This window comes from Haematobacter sp., assembly GCF_032102465.1.
Taxonomy (GTDB): Bacteria; Pseudomonadota; Alphaproteobacteria; order Rhodobacterales; family Rhodobacteraceae; genus Haematobacter.
The window spans coordinates 1-19758 of sequence record NZ_DAMDHB010000011.1; the positions used below are offsets into that span (position 1 = coordinate 1).

The 19758-nt window shown below is 64.6% G+C and carries 16 protein-coding genes and 1 pseudogene; 10 read left to right on the forward strand and 7 right to left on the reverse strand.

Going from position 1 to position 19758, the window contains the following annotated elements:
* Window positions 1-15 precede the first annotated feature (15 nt).
* The 4 genes from RT513_RS08960 to RT513_RS08975 form a co-directional block, all read right to left on the reverse strand.
* Window positions 16-1113 carry an MFS transporter gene (locus tag RT513_RS08960; protein ID WP_313533927.1) on the reverse strand — a complete coding sequence of 366 codons (1098 nt, stop codon included), beginning with the start codon at window positions 1111-1113 and terminating at the stop codon, window positions 16-18.
* A gap of 184 nt (window positions 1114-1297) precedes the next feature.
* Window positions 1298-2794 carry an acetyl-CoA hydrolase/transferase family protein gene (locus RT513_RS08965; RefSeq protein WP_290691404.1) on the reverse strand — a complete coding sequence of 499 codons (1497 nt, stop codon included), beginning with the start codon at window positions 2792-2794 and terminating at the stop codon, window positions 1298-1300.
* Window positions 2795-2954: 160 nt separating this feature from the next.
* Window positions 2955-4214 carry an MFS transporter gene (locus RT513_RS08970; protein ID WP_290691407.1) on the reverse strand — a complete coding sequence of 420 codons (1260 nt, stop codon included), beginning with the start codon at window positions 4212-4214 and terminating at the stop codon, window positions 2955-2957.
* 273 nt (window positions 4215-4487) lie between these two features.
* Complete coding sequence (locus RT513_RS08975) at window positions 4488-5090, reverse strand: lytic transglycosylase domain-containing protein (protein ID WP_373447779.1); 603 nt, start codon at window positions 5088-5090, stop codon at window positions 4488-4490.
* Between the two features lie 152 nt (window positions 5091-5242).
* Here RT513_RS08975 and ssb point away from each other — a divergent pair, with 152 nt between their 5' ends.
* The 9 genes and pseudogenes from ssb to RT513_RS09020 all read left to right on the forward strand — a co-directional run bounded on the left by ssb (window position 5243) and on the right by RT513_RS09020 (window position 15576).
* On the forward strand, window positions 5243-5752 hold the full coding sequence (ssb, locus tag RT513_RS08980; RefSeq protein ID WP_290691410.1) for a single-stranded DNA-binding protein: 510 nt from the start codon (window positions 5243-5245) through the stop codon (window positions 5750-5752).
* 556 nt (window positions 5753-6308) lie between these two features.
* Window positions 6309-7204 (forward strand): annotated as a pseudogene (locus RT513_RS08985) (LysR family transcriptional regulator).
* A 66-nt stretch (window positions 7205-7270) separates the two neighbouring features.
* A complete protein-coding gene (locus RT513_RS08990) occupies window positions 7271-7759 on the forward strand; it encodes a formate dehydrogenase subunit gamma (protein ID WP_290691413.1) in 489 nt (162 codons plus the stop codon).
* Window positions 7756-9282 (forward strand): NADH-quinone oxidoreductase subunit NuoF, encoded by a 1527-nt coding sequence (locus RT513_RS08995; protein ID WP_290691417.1) that lies wholly within the window; start codon window positions 7756-7758, stop codon window positions 9280-9282. Before RT513_RS08990 ends, RT513_RS08995 begins: the two co-directional genes overlap by 4 nt.
* Before the next feature lie 85 nt (window positions 9283-9367).
* Window positions 9368-12259 carry a formate dehydrogenase subunit alpha gene (gene fdhF, locus RT513_RS09000; protein WP_290691420.1) on the forward strand — a complete coding sequence of 964 codons (2892 nt, stop codon included), beginning with the start codon at window positions 9368-9370 and terminating at the stop codon, window positions 12257-12259.
* A gap of 40 nt (window positions 12260-12299) precedes the next feature.
* Complete coding sequence (locus tag RT513_RS09005; protein ID WP_218821869.1) at window positions 12300-12506, forward strand: formate dehydrogenase subunit delta; 207 nt, start codon at window positions 12300-12302, stop codon at window positions 12504-12506.
* A complete protein-coding gene (gene mobA, locus RT513_RS09010) occupies window positions 12507-13121 on the forward strand; it encodes a molybdenum cofactor guanylyltransferase MobA (RefSeq protein WP_290691425.1) in 615 nt (204 codons plus the stop codon). It abuts the gene before it with no gap.
* Window positions 13118-14458: a formate dehydrogenase accessory sulfurtransferase FdhD gene (gene fdhD, locus RT513_RS09015; protein WP_313533928.1), complete on the forward strand. Its 1341-nt coding sequence runs from the start codon at window positions 13118-13120 to the stop codon at window positions 14456-14458. Before mobA ends, fdhD begins: the two co-directional genes overlap by 4 nt.
* On the forward strand, window positions 14455-15576 hold the full coding sequence (locus RT513_RS09020) for a molybdopterin molybdotransferase MoeA (RefSeq protein ID WP_290691429.1): 1122 nt from the start codon (window positions 14455-14457) through the stop codon (window positions 15574-15576). The genes fdhD and RT513_RS09020 overlap by 4 nt, the downstream gene beginning before the upstream one ends.
* Here the strand turns inward: RT513_RS09020 and RT513_RS09025 are convergent.
* Window positions 15573-16331, reverse strand: a complete 759-nt coding sequence (locus tag RT513_RS09025; RefSeq protein WP_290691431.1) for a carbon-nitrogen hydrolase family protein — start codon at window positions 16329-16331, stop codon at window positions 15573-15575. The genes RT513_RS09020 and RT513_RS09025 overlap by 4 nt on opposite strands.
* Window positions 16332-16426: 95 nt before the next feature.
* On the opposite strand from RT513_RS09025, the gene RT513_RS09030 reads away from it, so the two are divergent.
* Complete coding sequence (locus tag RT513_RS09030) at window positions 16427-18100, forward strand: flavin monoamine oxidase family protein (protein WP_290691433.1); 1674 nt, start codon at window positions 16427-16429, stop codon at window positions 18098-18100.
* Between the two features lie 204 nt (window positions 18101-18304).
* On the opposite strand, the gene RT513_RS09035 is transcribed toward RT513_RS09030, so the two are convergent.
* Both RT513_RS09035 and RT513_RS09040 read right to left on the reverse strand, forming a co-directional pair.
* Window positions 18305-19144, reverse strand: coding sequence for a hypothetical protein (locus RT513_RS09035; protein ID WP_290691436.1), 840 nt, complete (start codon window positions 19142-19144; stop codon window positions 18305-18307).
* Window positions 19141-19689, reverse strand: a complete 549-nt coding sequence (locus RT513_RS09040; RefSeq protein WP_290691438.1) for a TetR/AcrR family transcriptional regulator — start codon at window positions 19687-19689, stop codon at window positions 19141-19143. The genes RT513_RS09035 and RT513_RS09040 overlap by 4 nt, the downstream gene beginning before the upstream one ends.
* Between the last annotated feature and the right edge of the window lie 69 nt (window positions 19690-19758).

Sequence of the window (19758 nt, forward strand, 5' to 3'; positions counted from 1 at the left end):
GAATGGTGGCCGGCTTCAAATCGGAATGCCTGGCCGGATAACCTCGGAATCTGCATTGAACCCCCCATTCGTCGCCATACCGGCGAGGAACGCCATCGTCAGCGTCATTGCGAGCGGCATGGAAAGCGCGCCAAACAAGGCGATCAGGCAGGCCGCGATCATCATGGTGATCGTGGTCACACGCGGCAGGCCGTGCCGGCTCCCGAGCCAACCCACTATGAGCGTGCCGACGAAGCCGCCAAGGTTGAACAGCGCACCCGCATAGATCGCCCGATCCAGCGGCAGCCCGGCACGAACGGAAAGCTGCGTGATCCATGAGACGACGAAGTAAAAGGTCATGAAACCCATGAAGATCCCGAGCCAGAGGCAGAGCGTCCCGATCTTGCGACCGCCGCCGAACACTTCGCCCGCGTCATAGGTGCGCGTTGCGGCAGGCTTGGGAGGCAGGCGGTCCAGCACCTCCTCCCCCAGCCGGGCCCGGAGCCTGTTCAGCCGCGCAAGCGCATTGCGTGGCTGTTTTCGCATCAGATAGTCTTGGGATTCCGGCAGGATCAGGAAGATCACCGGGATGACGATGAGCGAGATGGTTCCCGCCCCCAACAGCATGAAGCGCCAGCCGTGCACGGGCAACAGATGCGCGCTGAGCAGACCTGTCGTCACGGCGCCCAGCGGGTAGCCGGCAATGGCCATGCTGACCACCAGCCCGCGACGTGCCGGTGGCGCGAAATCCGCAGCAATCGCTGTCACGCCCGCCAGAATGGCGCCGATGCCAATACCGATGACGAACCGGGCCGCCACAAGCTCTGACAACGTCTGTGCGAAACTGCTGATCAGCATGCAAAGGGTGATGATGCTCAACATGCCGAGGATCAGCGGCCGTCGTCCCCATTTGTCCGCCAGCGGCGCGACGAAGAGGCAGCCGATCGTCATGCCCGCGAGGCTCGCGCTGAAGACGATGCCGAGGTTTTCCGGTGTCAGGCCCCAATCCGCCGCCAATACAGGCGCGATATAGGACATGATGACGATATCCATCCCGTCCAGCGCGTTTAGCAGAAAGCTCAACGCCACCACGGCGATGCGAACGGGCGTCCAGCCGATATCGACAGCAGCCATCCCCGGGCGCGCGGCCGGCGACGAAAAGTCAGCGCTGCTCATGCCTTGAGCTCATGCGATATCGCGCGGGCCGCCAGGCCTGCGGTGCAACTCCTCCACAACACGGATTTCCTCCCTCAAGGACCGCAATATATGTTGCGATCCCTACTATACAGGTGTTGTGAAAGCAACATTGAACGCTGCGTCAATCCATACGCCCTGTTTCCTGCAAGCGGACATGCCAGGACAGCGCTTCTTCCAGCACATGCGGCGTATGACCGCTTCGCGTCAAAGCACGGGCATAATAGTCCTCGATCTGCGGGCGCCATGCGGGATGAACACAATTGGCGATGATTACGCGCGCCCGCTCCCGCGGGGCAAGACCGCGCAGATCGGCCAAGCCCTGTTCTGTCACCAGAATGTCCACGTCGTGCTCGGTATGATCGACATGGCTGACCATCGGCACAACGCAGGATATGCTGCCACCTTTCGCGACAGATTTCGTGACGAAAACCGAGAGGTAGGCGTTCCTGGCAAAGTCGCCCGAACCCCCTATGCCGTTCATCATCTGCGTCCCGGTCACATGGGTCGAGTTGACATTGCCGTAAATGTCGAACTCCAGCGCCGTGTTGATGGCGATGATCCCCAGACGCCGAACGACCTCCGGGTGGTTGGAGATTTCCTGCGGGCGAAGCAGAAGCTTCGGTTTGAACTCCGCAAAGCGCGGCAGCATCTGCGCATATTTCCGGGCGGAAAGGGTCACCGAGGAGCCGGAGGCAAAGGTCATCTTGCCGGCATCCATCAGATCGAAGGTCGAGTCCTGCAGGACCTCGGAATACATCTTCAGATCATGGAACGGCGTGTCCAGAAACCCGTGCAGCACAGCATTTGCGATAGTGCCGATCCCTGCCTGAAGCGGAGCGAGCCGCTCGTCAAGCCGCCCCTGCCGCACCTCATGCATCAGAAACTCGGTGAGGTGACCCGCAATGGCGCGCGTATCCTCATCGGGGTCGAGGATGGTGGATGAACTGTCCTGCTTCTCCGTCAGGACGATAGCCGCGATCTTTTCCGGCGGGATCGGGATATATGGCAAGCCCACGCGGCTTTCGGGCGTGACGACCGGGATGGGCATGCGGTTGGGGCGATAGCTTGGTATATAGATGTCGTGAAGCCCCTCCAGCCCGACCGGCTGGCTCAGGTTGATCTCCACAATCACTTTCGGCGCGAGAATGGCGAAGGAGGCGGAGTTCCCAACCGATGTCGTGGGCACCACCCCGCCATTCTCGGTGATGGCAACCGCTTCGATCACCGCTATGTCCACACCGGGGATCTGGCGATTTCTGAGCTGTTCGACGGTTTCGGAGAGGTGTTGATCTATGAACATCACCTCTCCCGCATTGATCTTTTTCCGCAGGAAGGGATCGGACTGGAAAGGTATGCGCCGGGAGATCGCATGAGCTTCGGCCAGGGTCTTGTCCAGATCGTTGCCAAGGCTCGCCCCCGTCATCAGCGTGATCTGCAAAGGCTCCTTGCGCGCGCGCTCGGCAAGCGCAAGCGGCACGGCCTTTGCCTCTCCAGCCCGCGTAAAACCCGACATGCCGAGCACCATGCCATCCCCGATAAGCCGCGCAGCCTCCTCAGCCGACATGATCCGATCACGAAGGCCAGCATGGCGTATCCGATCATCGAGGTTATGGGTCATGGGGCTCCTCCTGACATGGCTCATTTGAAAAGTGCTAAGTGGCGGGGGCTAGAAACTCAATCTTGAGGCAGCCATGCAAAGTTTGCATGACTACGCCGAAAAGCAAACGGCCCCGGCAGCAACCGGGGCCGAAAACAAGGTCATGCCGTCCTGTGATACGTCAGCGATAGACGCGAACCACGCTGAGCGAGAGGGCCAGTGCCCCGATAAGGCCAACCGCCGCGAAGATGAAGAACCCCCACGGATGGCCAAGGCCAAGGCCCACCAGCATACCGCCAAGGAGCGGCCCCATGATGGCGCCGAGACGACCGACGCCTGCCGAGAGACCGATGGCCGTCGCGCGGACTTCCGGGGGATGGTTCGCGGCGGTGAAGGCATATACCAGCACCTGCGCCGAAAACACGAAGCAGCCCGTGAGGAACACCGCCGGATAGAGCAACGAAAGCGGCATACGGATCGCCAGCAGCGCGAGCAGGACAGCACCGGCGAAGAACCACAGGCAGGCCGCGCGCTTCAGCCCGATCGCGTCACCGACGCGCCCCGCGACAATGAGCCCCACGATCGCCCCGACGTTCAGCAGGAGCAGGAACCACAGCCCGCGTTGCAGCCCATAGTCCGCCGCCACCATCAGAGCGGGAAGCCAGGTGTTCAGACCGTAAACCAGCAGCAGCCCCATGAAGGAGGTCACCCAGATCGCGAGGCTGTTGCGCAGAAAGCCGGGGCCGATCAGTTTGCCGGGCGAGACGCGCTCCGCCTTCGGCGGGGGTTCCGACAGGGTCAGACCATAGGCGTCGGCGATGCGCTCGGCCTCTGCCCGCCGTCCTTGCGACAGAAGGAATGCGGGGGACTCAGGCAGCCATTTCATCATGAGCGGGATGAGCACGAAACCCGGAATCGCCCCTGCCAGAAACATGGCGCGCCAGCCGAACGGCGCAAGCAGAATAAGACCAAGGATCGCCGTCGCCACCGCGCCCACGTGATACCCGGTCATCACAGTGGTGCTCGCCTTGCCCGCCTTGCCGCGGGAGAACTCCGTCACCAGTGCGATGGCCGTCGGTAGGCACCCGCCCAGACCAAAGCCCGCGAGGAAGCGGAACGCCCCGAGCTGGAATGGCGTCGCGGCGATGGCGCACCCCAGCGTCATCACCGAGAAAAATCCCACCGCCCAGAGCATCGCCTTGCGCCGGCCGATCCGGTCAGTCGCCCAGCCGATGGAAAGCGCCCCCAACGTCATGCCAACAAGGCTCGCCGTCGAGATCGCGGTAGCTTGAGCCGTACTCATCCAAGGCGCGGCGGGATCGGTCATCGTCGGGATAAGCGCACCCAGGACGACCAGATCGAACCCGTCCAGCACGACCGCTGCCCAGCAGAGTATCGCCACCATGCCCAGACCGCGCGAGGCGGTCGAATCTTTTGTCATAGTCATGTCTCCCCTCGATCCCCTGCCGCGCTCCTCAGAAACGCACGGTGGTCGGACCTGCGCCATGGCGCCGCATTCATCCGAAAGATGGAGGGTTCGGTAATGGATCACACGCTTCCGGGCAATTCTGGAACAGGAAGCGCCTGCATTTCAGGCGATAATTAAGAAGTTACCGGCATCCCGCATAACACCAAGGTAATAACTAGCTGTCGAACGGATTATTGATACCGCAACATACGGGAGGCATGAGCACGCAACCGCATCAGCCGCGAATCATCCGTTGCCGAGAATCGCGACAACATACGACTGGGTTTCCTGATATGGCGGCACGCCACCGTGCTGTTCCACCGCGCCCGGCCCGGCGTTGTACGCCGCCAGCGCCAGCCGCCAGTCCCCAAACCGCTCGAACATGCGGCGCAGGTAGCGGGCCCCCCCTTCGAGGTTCTGATGCGGGTCGTTGACGTCCACGCCCAGCAGCACCGCAGTATCCGGCATAAGCTGCGCCAGCCCCGTTGCACCCTTGTGGGAAACCGCCTGCGGATTCCAACCGGACTCACGCTGCACAAGGCGAAGGAACAGGTCCTCCGGCACATTGTGCTTGCGCGCCGCGCCGCGGGCGACCGCCAGATATTGGCCTTTGTAATTCCCCGCATACTTGGGAAGTGTAGGTGCCTTGCGATCCACGGTCTTTGGCTGAAGCCGCGTGGAGCTCTGGTATTGATCGGAGAGGCGCGTATCCAGAAGCCGGGTCTGGCTCTGGAAAAGCTGCATTCGGGATTTGGTTGACCGTGTTGCGGTCAGCCCTTCTGCCGCAACCGTACTTGCACCGCCCAGCATCACCGCAACCGCAGTGAGCGTCATGACTGTGTGACGCATATTCAGATGTCCCCCGCTCGGGTTCTTCTTATCGGTCGCAATCTTAGTAATAATCTTCGCCCTGACCAGCGGAAATCTGCAGGAGCGCAATAGTCGGTTGGCCTCCCCCCCTCGTCGCGGTTATGTGGAGCAAGCAATGAATCGGAGGCGAAATGGCGGGTTCGGTCAACAAGGTTATTCTGGTCGGCAATCTGGGCCGCGACCCGGAAGTCAGGAGCTTTCAGAACGGCGGCAAGGTCTGCAACCTGCGGATCGCCACCTCGGAGAATTGGCGCGACCGCCAGTCCGGCGAGCGCAAGGAGCGCACGGAATGGCACACCGTCGCAATCTTCTCCGAACCGCTGGTCAAGATTGCCGAGCAGTATCTCCGCAAAGGGTCCAAGGTCTATATCGAGGGCCAGCTTGAAACGCGGAAGTGGCAGGACCAGTCAGGTCAGGACCGCTACTCCACCGAGATCGTCCTGCGCCCGTTCCGCGGTGAGCTGACGCTTCTCGACGGTCGCAGCGAGGGCGGAAGTGGTGGAGGCGGCGGAAGCCAGGGCGGCGGCTACGATGGTGGCTACGACGAGGGTCCCTCGTACGGTGGTCAGGGCGGAGGGCGTTCGGGCGGTGGCTACGGCGGCGGACGGTCCAACGATCTTGACGACGAAATTCCTTTCTGAACAATTAGATATACCACCATTTTCATGTGGTATGTGAGAATTGTTGAGATTTTGAGAAGCGAATGCGGCGCATGCCTTGAGGGTCGGAGGGGATACCGCCGGCTCTCAAGGCGGCATTTCAGCCCTCCGCCACAAGCTCACCGCTCACATAAAATCCGCTATCCGCATCCGTCATAAGCACTACGAGGAAATCCGGCCCGACCGCCCTAAGCTGCGTATCCTGCACGGCACCTGTTAGGCGGCGCGTTCCCTGTCATCGTTGCTTGAAGTTTCGAAGAGGCGAAACCGCTTCCGCCATTATGGGGGCATAGACTCGGGGGCCGCGATCGCCAGCCGTGCCAAGCACCGGGGAGCCGGGGGGAGAAGGAATAGCCCGGACTGCAAGCGCACGCCGAACTCTGTCCCCTTGCGCAATCCCAACGCTCCATCACCGATGGCGGAGCAGGTCAGGCAAAACAAGGCCGGATGTGATGCCTCGCCCGACCGCAGTGCCGCGGGTCTCGCCTGACAGACGGTCCGATCACGGCCTGCATGACAGGCCACAGGAGGAGGCGCCATGATCGACAAACTCGAGATGTTCATCGCTTTGGCCAACGAGCGACACTTCGGTCGCGCAGCAGAGGCCGTGGGCGTAACGCAGCCGACGCTCTCCTCCGCCATCCGGCAGTTGGAGGATATCCTTGGCGTGCAACTGGTGCGTCGTGGTGCCCGATTCGAAGCGCTGACGCCGGAGGGGGAGCGCGTCTATGAACGGGCGCTCGTCATCGTCGGGGATGTGCGAGCCATGCGGGAGGAGATGCGCGCGGCCCGGATCGGCTTGTCAGGCGAGTTGCGGATCGGGGTCATCCCCACCGCGCTGCCCATGGTTCACCGGCTGATCGCGCCCTATAGCGAGCGTCACCCGGAGGTGACGTTCCGCATTCTCTCCCGCGCCGCAACGGAGATCATGGAGGAGATCGACCGGCTCGAACTGGATGCAGGCATCACTTATACCGGGGACAGCAAACGTCACCTCGAAATCCCGCTTTATGAAGAGGACTACTGTCTCCTCGTGGCCGCCGATGCCGAAGAGGCGGGCCGGGACAGCATAGCTGGGCGGAGGTGGGACGCCTGCCACTCTGCCTGCTGACCACCGACATGCAGAACCGCCGGATCATCGACCGTCTGCTGGACGCGGCAGGCACCCCGGCCCGCCCGATCGTCGAGTCGAATTCCACCATCGTTCTGGCGAGCCACGTTGCCACGGGTCGTTGGGCCTCCGTCATGCCGGTGCTGATTGCGGAAAGCCTTGGGACCGGGCGCGGGCTTGTCGCCATTCCCATCCGCCGGTCCCGGGCTGGCAATCCGGGGCGGATGGTGGGCCTGATCGTGGCGCGGCGGGATCCGCACAGCCCGACCGTGAACGCGCTTCTTACGGAAGCGAGAACGCTGGTTGATAGAAAACTCCTATAGCTCCACGGAAAGTCGGAATTGATCGGGCCCCCATGATGCCTAGAATGGCGCTTGAGGGAGGAGCCGATGCAAGCACTCAAGCCAGCCGCGCCCATTGCCGATCTGGAAGCCCAGATGGCCGCGATCATCGCAAATCATATTGGGCGGGAAGGCCCGTTGCTGCCGCTTCTGCATGAGGTTCAGGAAAGCTTCGGCTTTGTTCCTGATGGCGCCGTACCGCTGATCGCGGCGGCGCTCAATCTCAGCCGTGCCGAGGTTCATGGCGTTGTCAGTTTCTATCACGACTTCCGCAAGGCTCCTGCCGGGCGGCACGTCCTGCGACTGTGCCGGGCAGAAGCCTGTCAGGCGGTGGGCGCAGACGCTTTGGGCGATCATGTTCGCCGGGCGCTTGGCATCGACTGGCATGGCACGACGCCGGACGGGGCCGTGACGCTGGAGCCCGTGTTCTGCCTCGGCCTGTGCGCCTGCGGCCCGTCCGCGCAAATCGACGGGCGGCTTGTCGCGCGGGCAGATGAGGCGCTGATGGATGGCATCATCGCGGAGGCACGGGCATGAGGATTTATGTCCCGAGAGACGCTGCTGCGAAGGCGCTTGGTGCGGACAAGGTGGCTGCTGCGGTCCTCGCGGAAGCGGCGCGGCGCGGGTTGCAGGTGGACCTGATCCGTAACGGATCCCGCGGCATGATTTGGCTTGAGCCGCTGGTGGAGATTGTCACCGACCTTGGCCGCATGGCCTTCGGCCCCATGGAACCGGGCGATGTGGCCCGGCTGTTTGATGCGCCGGACAGCCATCCGAAGGCCCTTGGCCTGACGGAGGAACTGCCGTGGATGGTGCGCCAGACGCGGCTGACATTCGCGCGTGTCGGCGTCATCGACCCGCTGTCTCTCAAGGAGTACGAACTTCATCACGGGCTGAACGGGTTGAAGCGCGCCCTCTCCTTGACGCCCGCGGAGGTGGTGAAGGAGGTGACGGACTCCGGCCTTCGGGGCCGCGGCGGTGCAGGCTTTCCGACCGGCATCAAGTGGAAGACCGTTCATGACGCGCCCGGCTCCCGGAAATACATCGTCTGCAACGCCGATGAGGGGGATAGCGCCACATTCGCGGACCGGATGCTCATGGAGGGCGATCCCTTCTGTCTGATCGAAGGTATGACCATCGCGGGCATCGCCGTGGGTGCAACGCGCGGATATCTCTACACCCGCTCCGAATATCCTGACGCGATAGAGATGATGGAGTCCGCCATCCGCGTGGCGCGGGCCGAAGGTCTGCTTGGCCCGAACGTGCTGGGATCGGGTCATGCCTTCGACATGGAGGTCCGCACGGGTGCGGGCGCCTATGTCTGCGGCGAGGAAACCTCGCTCCTGAACAGTCTCGAGGGGAAGCGCGGGACGGTTCGGGCCAAGCCGCCACTCCCGGCGCTTGAGGGTTTTCTGGGCCGGCCGACCGTGGTCAACAACGTCATATCGCTCGCCTCCGTGCCTATCATCATGGATCGCGGCGCGGCGTTCTACCGGAACTTCGGCATCGGACGCTCGCATGGCACCATGCCTCTTCAGATCGCCGGTAATGTGCGGCATGGCGGGCTGTTCGAGACGGCCTTCGGCCTCACGCTGGGCGAAATCGTTGAGGATATCGGCGGAGGCACCCGCACCGGCAGGCCGGTCAAGGCCGTGCAGATCGGTGGGCCTCTCGGCGCTTATTTTCCGCGCGATCTCTTCGATACCCCATTCGGCTACGAAGAATTCACGGCGGCGGGTGGTCTCATCGGCCATGCGGGGCTGACCGTGTTCGACGACAGTGCCGACATGCTGAAACTCGCCCGCTTCGCGATGGAATTCTGCGCCATCGAGTCCTGCGGCAAATGTACCCCCTGCCGCATCGGAGCGGTTCGGGGCATGGAGACGCTGGACCGGATCGCCGCAGGAGATGCTGCGGCCATGCCGGTGCTGGCATCGCTCTGCGACACCATGAAGGCAGGCTCGCTCTGCGCGCTCGGCGGCTTCACGCCCTATCCCGTCATGTCCGCAGTCACCCATTTTCCCGATGACTTCGCACTTCAGAAGGAGGCTGCGGAATGATTGCCCTCATCGCGCGATGGCTCGGCCTCGTGGCCCCTGTTCCTGTGCGCATCCCCACCCGCAACCGCCGCATCGGAGACAGGTCATGAAGGATTTCATCATCCCCGACGATCGCGATTTCGGCACCCCCCGGTCAAAGTCGAAGACGATGGTCAGCCTGACCATCGACGGGTTCGAAGTGACGGTGCCGGAGGGCACCTCGATCATGCGGGCGGCTGCCGAAATCGGCATTACCGTGCCCAAGCTGTGCGCCTCCGACAATCTGGAGGCCTTTGGCTCGTGCCGGCTGTGTCTGGTGGAGATCGAGGGTCGGAACGGCACGCCTGCCTCCTGCACCACGCCGGTGGCACCGGGCATCAAGGTAAAGACCCAGACCGGACGCCTGAAGGACCTGCGGCGCGGGGTGATGGAGCTTTACATCTCCGACCACCCGCTGGACTGCCTGACCTGTGCTGCGAACGGAGATTGCGAGCTGCAGGACATGGCCGGTGCAGTCGGCCTGCGCGAAGTGCGCTATACCGCGCCCAAGGGCGGCATGGCCACGCATTTCGCCCGCAACACATCCGGCGAGGCCAATCCGCAGTGGCTCCCCAAGGACGAATCGAACCCGTATTTCACCTATGATCCCGCGAAATGTATCGTCTGCAACAGGTGCGTGCGCGCCTGCGAGGAGGTGCAGGGAACCTTCGCCCTGACCATCACCGGGCGCGGCTTCGACAGCCGGGTAGCGGCGGGTGCCGCAGGCGACAGCTTCCTGACTTCCGATTGCGTATCCTGCGGAGCCTGTGTGCAGGCCTGCCCGACGGCAACGTTGCAGGAGAAATCCGTCATCGAAATCGGCACGCCCGACCGCTCCATCGTGACGACCTGCGCCTATTGCGGTGTCGGCTGTCAGTTCAAGGCGGAGATGCGGGGCGACGAACTGGTCCGCATGGTGCCATGGAAGGAAGGCAAGGCGAACCACGGCCATTCCTGCGTGAAGGGCCGGTTCGCATGGGGCTACGCCACGCACCCGGACCGCGTCCTGTCACCCATGATCCGCGAAACCATCAACGACCCGTGGCGCGAAGTGTCGTGGGAGGAGGCGATGACCTTCGCGGCGGCTCGGCTGAAGGGCATCCAGCAGCGGTACGGCCGGAATTCCGTCGGCGTCATCACCTCCTCCCGCTGCACGAACGAGGAAACCTACCTCGTGCAGAAGCTGACCCGTGCCGTTTTCGGCAACAACAACACCGATACCTGCGCCCGTGTCTGCCATTCGCCCACTGGCTACGGGCTCGGCCAGACCTTTGGCACCTCTGCGGGGACGCAGGATTTCGACTCGGTCGAGGCTGCGGATGTGATGGTGGTGATCGGCGCCAATCCGGTTTCCGGCCATCCCGTGTTCGCCAGCCGGATGCGGAAGCGGCTGCGGCAGGGCGCGAAACTCATCGTGATCGACCCGCGCCGGACAGAGATGGTGGAGGGTCCGCATGTGAAGGCGGACCACCATCTCCCCCTCCGGCCCGGGACCAACGTGGCCGTCGTCACCGCCATCGCCCATGTGATCGTGACCGAAGGGCTGGTAAACGAGACTTTCGTCCGTGAGCGCTGCGACTGGGACGAATACGAGGACTATGCCGAATTCGTCTCCGACCCGCGCCACAGCCCCGAGGCGACGGAGGCGCTGACCGGCGTTCCGGCGGCAGAGCTGCGCGCGGCGGCCCGGCTCTATGCCACGGGCGGAAACGCGGCGATTTATTACGGACTGGGCGTGACGGAGCATAGCCAGGGCTCCACCACCGTCATCGGCATAGCGAACCTCGCCATGCTGACCGGAAACATCGGGCGTCAGGGCGTGGGCGTAAATCCACTCCGCGGTCAGAACAACGTTCAGGGCTCCTGCGACATGGGCTCGTTCCCGCATGAACTGCCGGGCTACCGCCATGTGAAGAACGCCGACGCGCGAGCGATCTATGAGACGGAATGGGGAGTGACCATCGACCCCGAGCCGGGCCTGCGCATCCCGAACATGCTGGACGCGGCGGTTGAGGGCGGTTTCAAGGGGCTTTACTGTCAGGGTGAGGATATCCTGCAGTCGGACCCGGACACGAAACACGTCTCGGCCGGGCTGGCGGCGATGGAATGCGTCATCGTCCACGACCTGTTCCTGAACGAGACGGCGAACTACGCGCATGTCTTCCTGCCGGGTTCCTCCTTCCTTGAAAAGGACGGCACCTTCACCAACGCTGAACGCCGGATCAACCGCGTGCGCAAGGTGATGGCACCGAAGGCGACCTATGCGGATTGGGAAGTCACCCAGATGCTGGCGAATGCCATGGGGGCGGATTGGCGCTACACCCACCCCTCCCAGATCATGGCGGAAATCGCCCGCACCACGCCGACCTTCACCGGCGTCAGCTATGACCGGCTGGACTGGATGGGGTCCGTGCAGTGGCCCTGCAACGATGAGGCCCCCGAGGGCACGCCGATCATGCATGTGGACCATTTCGTGCGCGGCAAGGGCAAGCTTATCCGCACCGAATACGTGGCAACGGATGAACGGACCGGACCGCGTTTCCCCCTGCTCCTGACCACGGGGCGGATCCTCAGCCAGTATAACGTCGGTGCACAGACCCGGCGGACGGCCAACACCGTCTGGCACGCGGAGGATGTGCTGGAGATCCATCCCCACGACGCGGAGGTGCGCGGCATACGGGAGGGAGACTGGGTCCGGCTTGCGTCCCGCGCTGGAGACACGACGCTCCGGGCGGAGCTGACGGATCGGGTAAGCCCGGGTGTGGTCTATACCACCTTTCACCACCCCGAAACTCAGGCTAACGTGATCACGACCGACTATTCCGACTGGGCCACCAACTGTCCGGAATACAAGGTGACGGCTGTGCAGGTGGCGCCCTCCAACGGGCCGAGCGCCTGGCAGGAGGAATATGCCGCTCTGGCGGAACGCTCCCGCCGCGTTCTGCCAGCGGCGGAGTGAGTGAGGGGTCATGAGCAATACGGACGAACGGCTGGTCCGCATGGCGAACCAGATCGCGCTTTTCATGGAAACCAAGCCGCCGGAAGAAGCGGCCATCGGCTTGGCTTCACATATCAACGACTATTGGGAGCCGCGCATGCGATCACGGCTTCTGACCCTTGCCAAGGAACCCGAGGGTGATGCGTTGCGCGCCCTTGTCCGGGAAGCGCTGCCGGCGATCCGCAAGCCTGCAGCCGAGCGGGTCTGAATGGTCGGCACAGGGCTGCCTGCGGTCATCCTCGCCGGGGGTCTGTCGCGGCGGATGGGGGGGGGCGACAAGGCGCTCAGACGTCTAGGGGGCGGAACACTCCTTTCACATGTGATCACACGCATGGGAGCACAGGCGTTTCCATTGGCACTGAATGCCAACGGAGACGCCAAGCGTTTCGACGTTGACCTGCCGGTTCTCGCCGACAGCATTTCCGACCATCCGGGGCCGCTTGCGGGCATACTGGCCGGGATGGAATGGGCGGTCGCCAGAGAGGCCGACTGGATCGTCACAGCGGCCTGCGACACACCCTTCCTGCCGGCCGATCTGGTTGCGCGACTTCGGGCGCGGCAGGAGGAAACCCGCGCCGCCGTGGTCCTTGCGGCCAGCGGATACGACGGCAGGCCCGTTGCCCATCCCACCTTCGGCCTGTGGTCCACCGCGCTCGCCCCTGCCCTGCACCGGGATATCACGGAGGGCACCCGCCGTATCCGTGATGTGGCAGAACGCGCCGGGATGGTGCTTGCCATGTTCGACCGCGATCCATTCTTCAACGTCAACACTCCCGAAGATCTGGATGAAGCCCGCCAACGGCTCGCGGAGTGCCCGGTATGAGGGTGTTCGGCATCACCGGCTGGAAGAACAGCGGCAAGACCGGGTTGATGGAACGGCTCGTCACGGAATTCACCCGCGTCGGCTACCGCGTCTCGACGCTGAAGCATGCCCATCACGACGCCGACGTCGATGAGCCGGGCCGGGACAGCTATCGCCACCGGGCAGCCGGGGCGGAGGAGGTGCTGCTTTCCACCTCGCAACGCTGGGCGTTGATGCATGAGCTGCGGGGTGCGGCGGAGCCGTCCCTCGCGGATCACCTTGCCCGCTTGGCGCCTGTTGACATCGTGCTGGTGGAGGGCTGGAAGCGTGATGCGCACCCCAAGATCGAATGCCACCGGGCGGAGACGGGAAACCCCCTGATCCAGCCCGGCGATTCAACGATCCGCGCCGTGGCGAGCGACAGCCTCCCTCCCGGCAGCCTTGCGGTTCCCGTGCTTGATCTGGACGACACCGCCGCCATCGCCGCCCTCATCCTCAGGGAGACGGAACCGCAAACGACACCCGCCCTATCGCCGCCCTTCCCCAGTCAGCGCAGCATCCGCCGCCTGCGGTTCGGAGACGATCAGGTCAGCGAGGGAGAGCGTGTTCTGCCCGCGGAAACGGCGGTCGCCCTGTCCTATAACGGGTCGACGCAGGCGGTGATGATGGCAACGCCGGAGGACCTGCACGACTTCGCCCTGGGCTATTCCCTGACCGAAGGCATCGCCCGTCCCGCTGAAATCGAGCGGATCGAGGCTGTCGCAACCTCCCGTGGGATCGACCTTCAGATCTGGCTGGCCCCGGGGGCCGAGGCCCGGCAGGTGGCCCGGCGGCGGCAGAGCTTCGGTCCGATGGGATGCGGTCTTTGCGGGATCGAGAGCCTTGAGGAGGTGCTGCGGGACGTGCCCCGCGTCGCGACCCCGCCGTGGACCGTGAGGGCGGAAGACATCGCCCCTGCGGTGGCGGGAATCGGGGCGCAGCAGCGGCTCCGCGCGCAGAGCGGTGCTCTCCATGCGGCCGCCTTCTGGCAACCTGCGCGGGGGATCGTCATGGTGCGGGAGGATGTTGGACGCCACAATGCACTCGACAAGCTCTGCGGGGCGTTGAAGACCGCCGATATGGATCCGGCCTCGGGGGGCGTGGTGATGACAAGCCGCCTCTCCATCGACCTCGTGCAGAAATGCGCAATGCTGGGTGCCCCCCTGCTCATTGCCGTCTCCGCCCCTACCGCAGAAGCGGTGGCACTTGCGGAGCGGTCCGGCATCACGCTCATCACCCTCGCGGGAGCGGCGGGATGGGATGTCTGGAGCCATCCGGGGCGGGTGACGGAACCTGCCTTGCCGGATCCGCTCCGATGACGATGCCCGCGTGCATCGGCCCGGTCTCCCTCTCCGTGGCGGAGGCGGCGGCAAGGGCACTCGCCCAACCCGTGACCGGAGTGGAACGGGTTCCTCTGGCTGCGGCCAAGGGCCGAGTTCTGGCGGAGCCGCTTCTCTCCCCGCTGGACCTGCCGCGTTTCGACCTTGCCGCGATGGATGGTTATGCGCTCGCCGGGGATGCGGCGGCGGGGGCCATAGTGGAGAATGCGCTGCCCATCCGAACCGGTGCCCCGCTCCCGCCCGGAACGGACCGGGTGGTTATGCTGGAAGACGTGGAGCATCGAACCCCCGGCATCCGCTGTCGCCGCCCCCCCGCGATGTGGGAGAATGTGCGCCGCGCGGGGTCCGAGCTTCGCTTGGGCGACGCCGTGTTGAGCGCGGGGATCCGCATCACACCCGCCGCAGCCCTCGCGGCGGCCATGGTCGGCGCCGACACGCTTTCCCTTCGGCGGCGGGTCCGCGTGGGGTTCTTCTGCACCGGAAACGAAATCGCACCTCCCGGCGCTTCCCTCGCTCCCGGGCAGGTCTGGAACGCAAACCGCCCCTTTCTTCTGTCCACACTTTCCCGCACGGAGGTCGATCTTCAGGATGCCGGCGATCTCCCCGACGATCCGGCTGCGATCACGGCCGCTCTCACCGATCTGGCGGGATGCGACTTGATCGTCACCACGGGCGGGTCTTCTGTCGGAGAGGCCGACTATATGGCGGAGGCTTTCCGGCGGGCGGGCGGGCGGTTCGCGGTGCGGGGTGTAGCCCTCAAGCCCGGAAAGCCGGTCATGATCGGACAGATCGGCGCAGCTCTCTGGCTCGGTCTGCCGGGGACGCCGGTTGCTGCCTTCACCTGCTGGCATCTGTTCGGCGAGCCGTTGCTGCGCACGCTGGCGAGCCTGCCGATGGTCGAGCGTCGCACCGAAACCGCCGCCTTCGCCGCCTTCCCCCGCTGCGGTCGGTCGGAGGTCGTGCTGGTGCGGCTGATGCAGGGCGTGGCACAGGCGCTCCCACTCCTGCCCACCGCGATCGCGGATGGCCTCGCGATTCTGCCCGACACGGGTTCAGAGCTGCATCCGGGCGATGCCGTCACCGTCCTGCCCGTCTAGCCGAGCCGCCGCGCCTTCAACTGCCGTGCGCCCTCTGTCTCAGCACGTGGCGGAAGCTCCGCGATCAGCAATGCTTCCCCCGCCCCGGCAGAGGCCAGGATCATCCCATCGGGCGCCACGATCACCGAGCCGCCGCCATAAGTCAGCCCTGCTTCCGTTCCCGCATAATTGGCATAGGCAATGGCCACACCCGACTCCGCCGCCCGCGCGCGCACGAGAATTTCCGGCACATGGGAGAAACCTGCTGGATTGGCGGTGGGGACGAGCAACATCTCCACACCCTGCACCGCCAAGGCCCGTGCATGTTCGGGAAATTCGATGTCATAGCAGATCAGCAGCCCGGCAGACCGATCCTCCAGCGAAAACGTCTCGTAGTCGTCTCCCGGAGCGAATGTCCGCGTCTCATCCGGCCCATAGGGCTGGATTTTGCGGTAATGCGCGCGCACCGCGCCATCCGCATCAAAGAACGTCGCCGCGTTCCACAACCGGCCTTCCGCCCGCTCGGCCCAGCCGACCACCAGCCCCGCCCCCGCTGCACGTGCCAGAGCGGAGAGCCGCGCCCGCCAACCGGCGCCATCCGCCTCGCTCACTTGCGAATGCAAGTCGAAACGGTTGTACCCCGGCAGGTAAAGCTCCGGCGCTACCAGAACATCTGCCCCAGCAAGCGCTGCGGCACGGAGTTGGGCTTCGAGACGGCGAAAGGCGGCCTCCACATCTCCGTCGGTCGGCGGCGCCTGATAGACGGCGAGTTTCATGGGCTTTCCTCCCGAGCGAAATTTTGAGCATAGTTCTGCCACGAGACAGGCGCTCTGGCCAGCAGCGGCGCGCAGGACAGCACAAGGCAAGACCGATGACCCTCCTCGACACCGACACCCAGCCGGGCGTAAGCGCCTTCGGCCCGGACTTCCCCTTCGCCTATGATGACTGGCTGGATCATTCCTCCGGCCTCGGGGCGATACCGGAGGAGCGGTATGGAACGCAGGTCGCGGTGATCGGCGCGGGGGCTGCGGGAATCGTCGCGGCCTATGAGCTGATGAAGCTCGGCCTGCGGCCTGTGGTCTACGAAGCCGCGCGCTTCGGGGGCAGGCTCAGGTCCGAGCCTTTTGAGGGTGCGGACGGCATCGTCGCGGAACTGGGCGGCATGCGGTTTCCCGTCTCGTCCCGCGGTTTTTATCATTATATCGACCTTCTGGGGCTGGAAAGCCACCCGTTCCCCAACCCCTTGACCCCGGCCGCAGGGTCCACGGTCATCGATCTGGAAGGGGAGACGCATTATGCCCGGACACTCGCCGATCTGCCCCCGCTCTACCATGAGGTCGCCGCCGCCTATCGCGACGCGCTGGAGGAGCATGCCCGCTTTTCCGACCTGCAGGCCGCCATGCGCGACCGCGACGCGGCACGGCTGAAAGAGCTTTGGGATCCGCTGGTGCGGGACTGGGACGAACGGACCTTCTACGATTTCGTCGCCTCCTCCTCCGCCTTCTCCCGCCTCGGCTTCCGGCACCGGGAGGTCTTCGGGCAGGTTGGCTTCGGCACAGGGGGCTGGGACAGCGATTTCCCGAATTCGATGCTCGAAATCCTGCGCGTCAATCTGGCCGAACTGGATGACAACCAGCGGTTCATCGTGGGCGGGGTGGAGCAGATGCCGCAGCAGCTCTGGCGTCACCCGCCGGAGCGGCTGGCACATTGGCCCCGTGGCACGACGCTCGCCTCCCTGAACGGGGGCGCGGCGCGGGGCCGCGTCATGGCGATTTCCCGATCGCCCGCGGGCGATCTTCGCATCCGGGATCGCTGGGGGCGGGAGGATGATTACCCGGCCGTGATCGTCACCTGTCAGAGCCACCTTCTCACCACTTCCATCAGCGTGGACGAGACGATCTTCGACCAGAAGCTGTGGATGGCGCTGGACCGCACGCGCTACATGCAGGCCGCCAAGACCTTTGTCATGGTGGATCGTCCGTTCTGGCGCGATATCGACCCCGACACCGGGCGAGAGCCACTGTCGATGACCCTGACCGACCGTATCACCCGCGGAACCTATCTTTTCGACAACGGCCCCGATCAGCCGGCGGTGATCTGTCTCAGCTATTCATGGATGACAGACGCGCTGAAGGTGCTGCCGCTGTCCTGCGAACGGCGGGTGGAGCTTGCGCTTGCCGCACTGAAACAGATCTATCCGACGACCGATATCGCCAGCCATATCGTCGGCCAGCCGATCTGCGTGAGCTGGGAGGCCGACGAAAACTTCCTCGGCGCGTTCAAGGGCGCGCTTCCGGGCCACTATCGCTACAATCACCGGATGTATGGACATTTCATGCAAGCCGGCCTGCCTGCCGCCCAACGCGGCATCTTCCTTGCGGGTGACGGGATAAGCTGGACGCCGGCCTGGGTCGAAGGTGCGGTGCAGACCGCCCTGAATGCTGTCTGGGGGGTCATGACGCATCTCGGAGGTCAATCTCCGGCGGATAACCCCGGCCCGGGAGATATGTATCCGCGTCTGGGGCCGCTCCGCCTTGACGACTGATCTGAGTGGGTCTTTCCGCGCGGATTAGTCTCTCTGCGACAAGCGGTTGGGGATGGAAGGAAGGGCCGCGAGCAATGTTGACCCTGATGCGAAACCAAACCCATCGGCGCGACGCACGGCGCTTGGGTGGATCCGCGCGTGGGCCCTCCAATCTGTCTGCCGCTTTTCATCGGGGCTGCGATCGGCCAAGGAAGCCTGCGACCGCTAGAGCGTCAGGCATCCGGCAAGAGCGCCGCGCAGGGCTGATGTCGAACCGCGCAGCGGCAGTGCCCCTTGCGATACGCCGTTGACAGACAGCCCAAGCGTCCCATCCCGGCCGGACAGTTGCCGCGCCAAGGTCCCTCCCGCGAGGCTGATGACATAAGCATCGGACGTTCCCCGCTGGCGGCTGGCGGGGCCGCCCAGCACGCCGTCCGCGAACGCGAAGTCGATCCGCACGGTGGTCTCGCGCGGGCGTTCCCTGAAGACCACGGCAAGCCATGGCTGATCCCCGAGGCAGAAGGCGGAAATGGAGAAGATGTTTCCCGGCCCCGGCGATATGGCGACGGGCGGCAGCCCCTGGGTTCGGCGCAATTGCCAGCCCTGAGTCGCGGCGGGGCGTGCTGCGGCGGGACGATTGACCCCCGCGAAGGATCGGCGGATCTCGCAGCTGCTGCGTTGTGGAGGGCTGCAAAGCTGCCCGTTGATCCGGCGGACGACGGTCGTACCCTCCAGCCGCCAGGCTTCGGCATGGCCCGCATCGGCAGCAAAGTACCCGCCGGGGCCGGACAGCCAGACGGTAACAGGACAGCCCGCGGTGCCACAGAAGAAACCGGCCACCCCCTCGCAGGACAGATGGGCAAGATCCGTGACATAGTCGGGACGCCCATCCCCATTCAGATCCGCCGCGACAAGATATCCCGCCTCAGCGACCGCCCGGCCGCCTGCCTTCTGACAAGCAGCCATATCCTCTGCCTGCACGCGGGCCACCTCGCGCGGGACCGTGCTGGCCACGGCGGTAAAGGGCAGGAGCAGGGCCGCGAGAAACAGGAGCACAATCTTCATTTCATTTTCCCTCGGGCCTGTGCGCAATCGGCGGGTTCGTCCGGGAAACTAGCCGCCCCGTCCCCATCGTCCAGCGAAGCATCGCCGAAACCCAGCAGCCGCGCGCCTGCAAGCCCGGCCACGCCAGCCCGCGCGATGTCGGGAGGAACGCCCGTCAGCTCCCCGTAAAGCGCCACAAGCCGTGAAATTCCGTCCCGCCACGCGGCGGCGAGCAGGGTGTCTGGCGCGTTCCGCACGTCTGCCGCAAAGGACAGGATCGGGCAGGTCCGCTCCGCAGGGCGGGGGCGGAGATAGAAGGCACGGAGCCGTTCCGTCACGTGACCCTCCCCCTCCGACGCTCCGCCTCGCCAGGCCTGTTCAGCCTCGGCAAAGGCCGCGGCGCAGGCCGCTGCGGCCAGCGCGTCCTTGCTGACAAAATGCCGGTAGAAACCGCCCTGCGTCATTCCCGCACGTTCCATGACCTCGGCAATACCCACCTCCGTCACCCCACGCGCGCGAAACAGCGCCATCGCCGCAGCGAGGATCTGCTCTCGGTTCGCGGCCATCTTGCTTCGGCTGGATCGGGTCATGTGCCACCGTCCCGGTTGACAGCTTTGCGCATTTGGCGTTCGCTC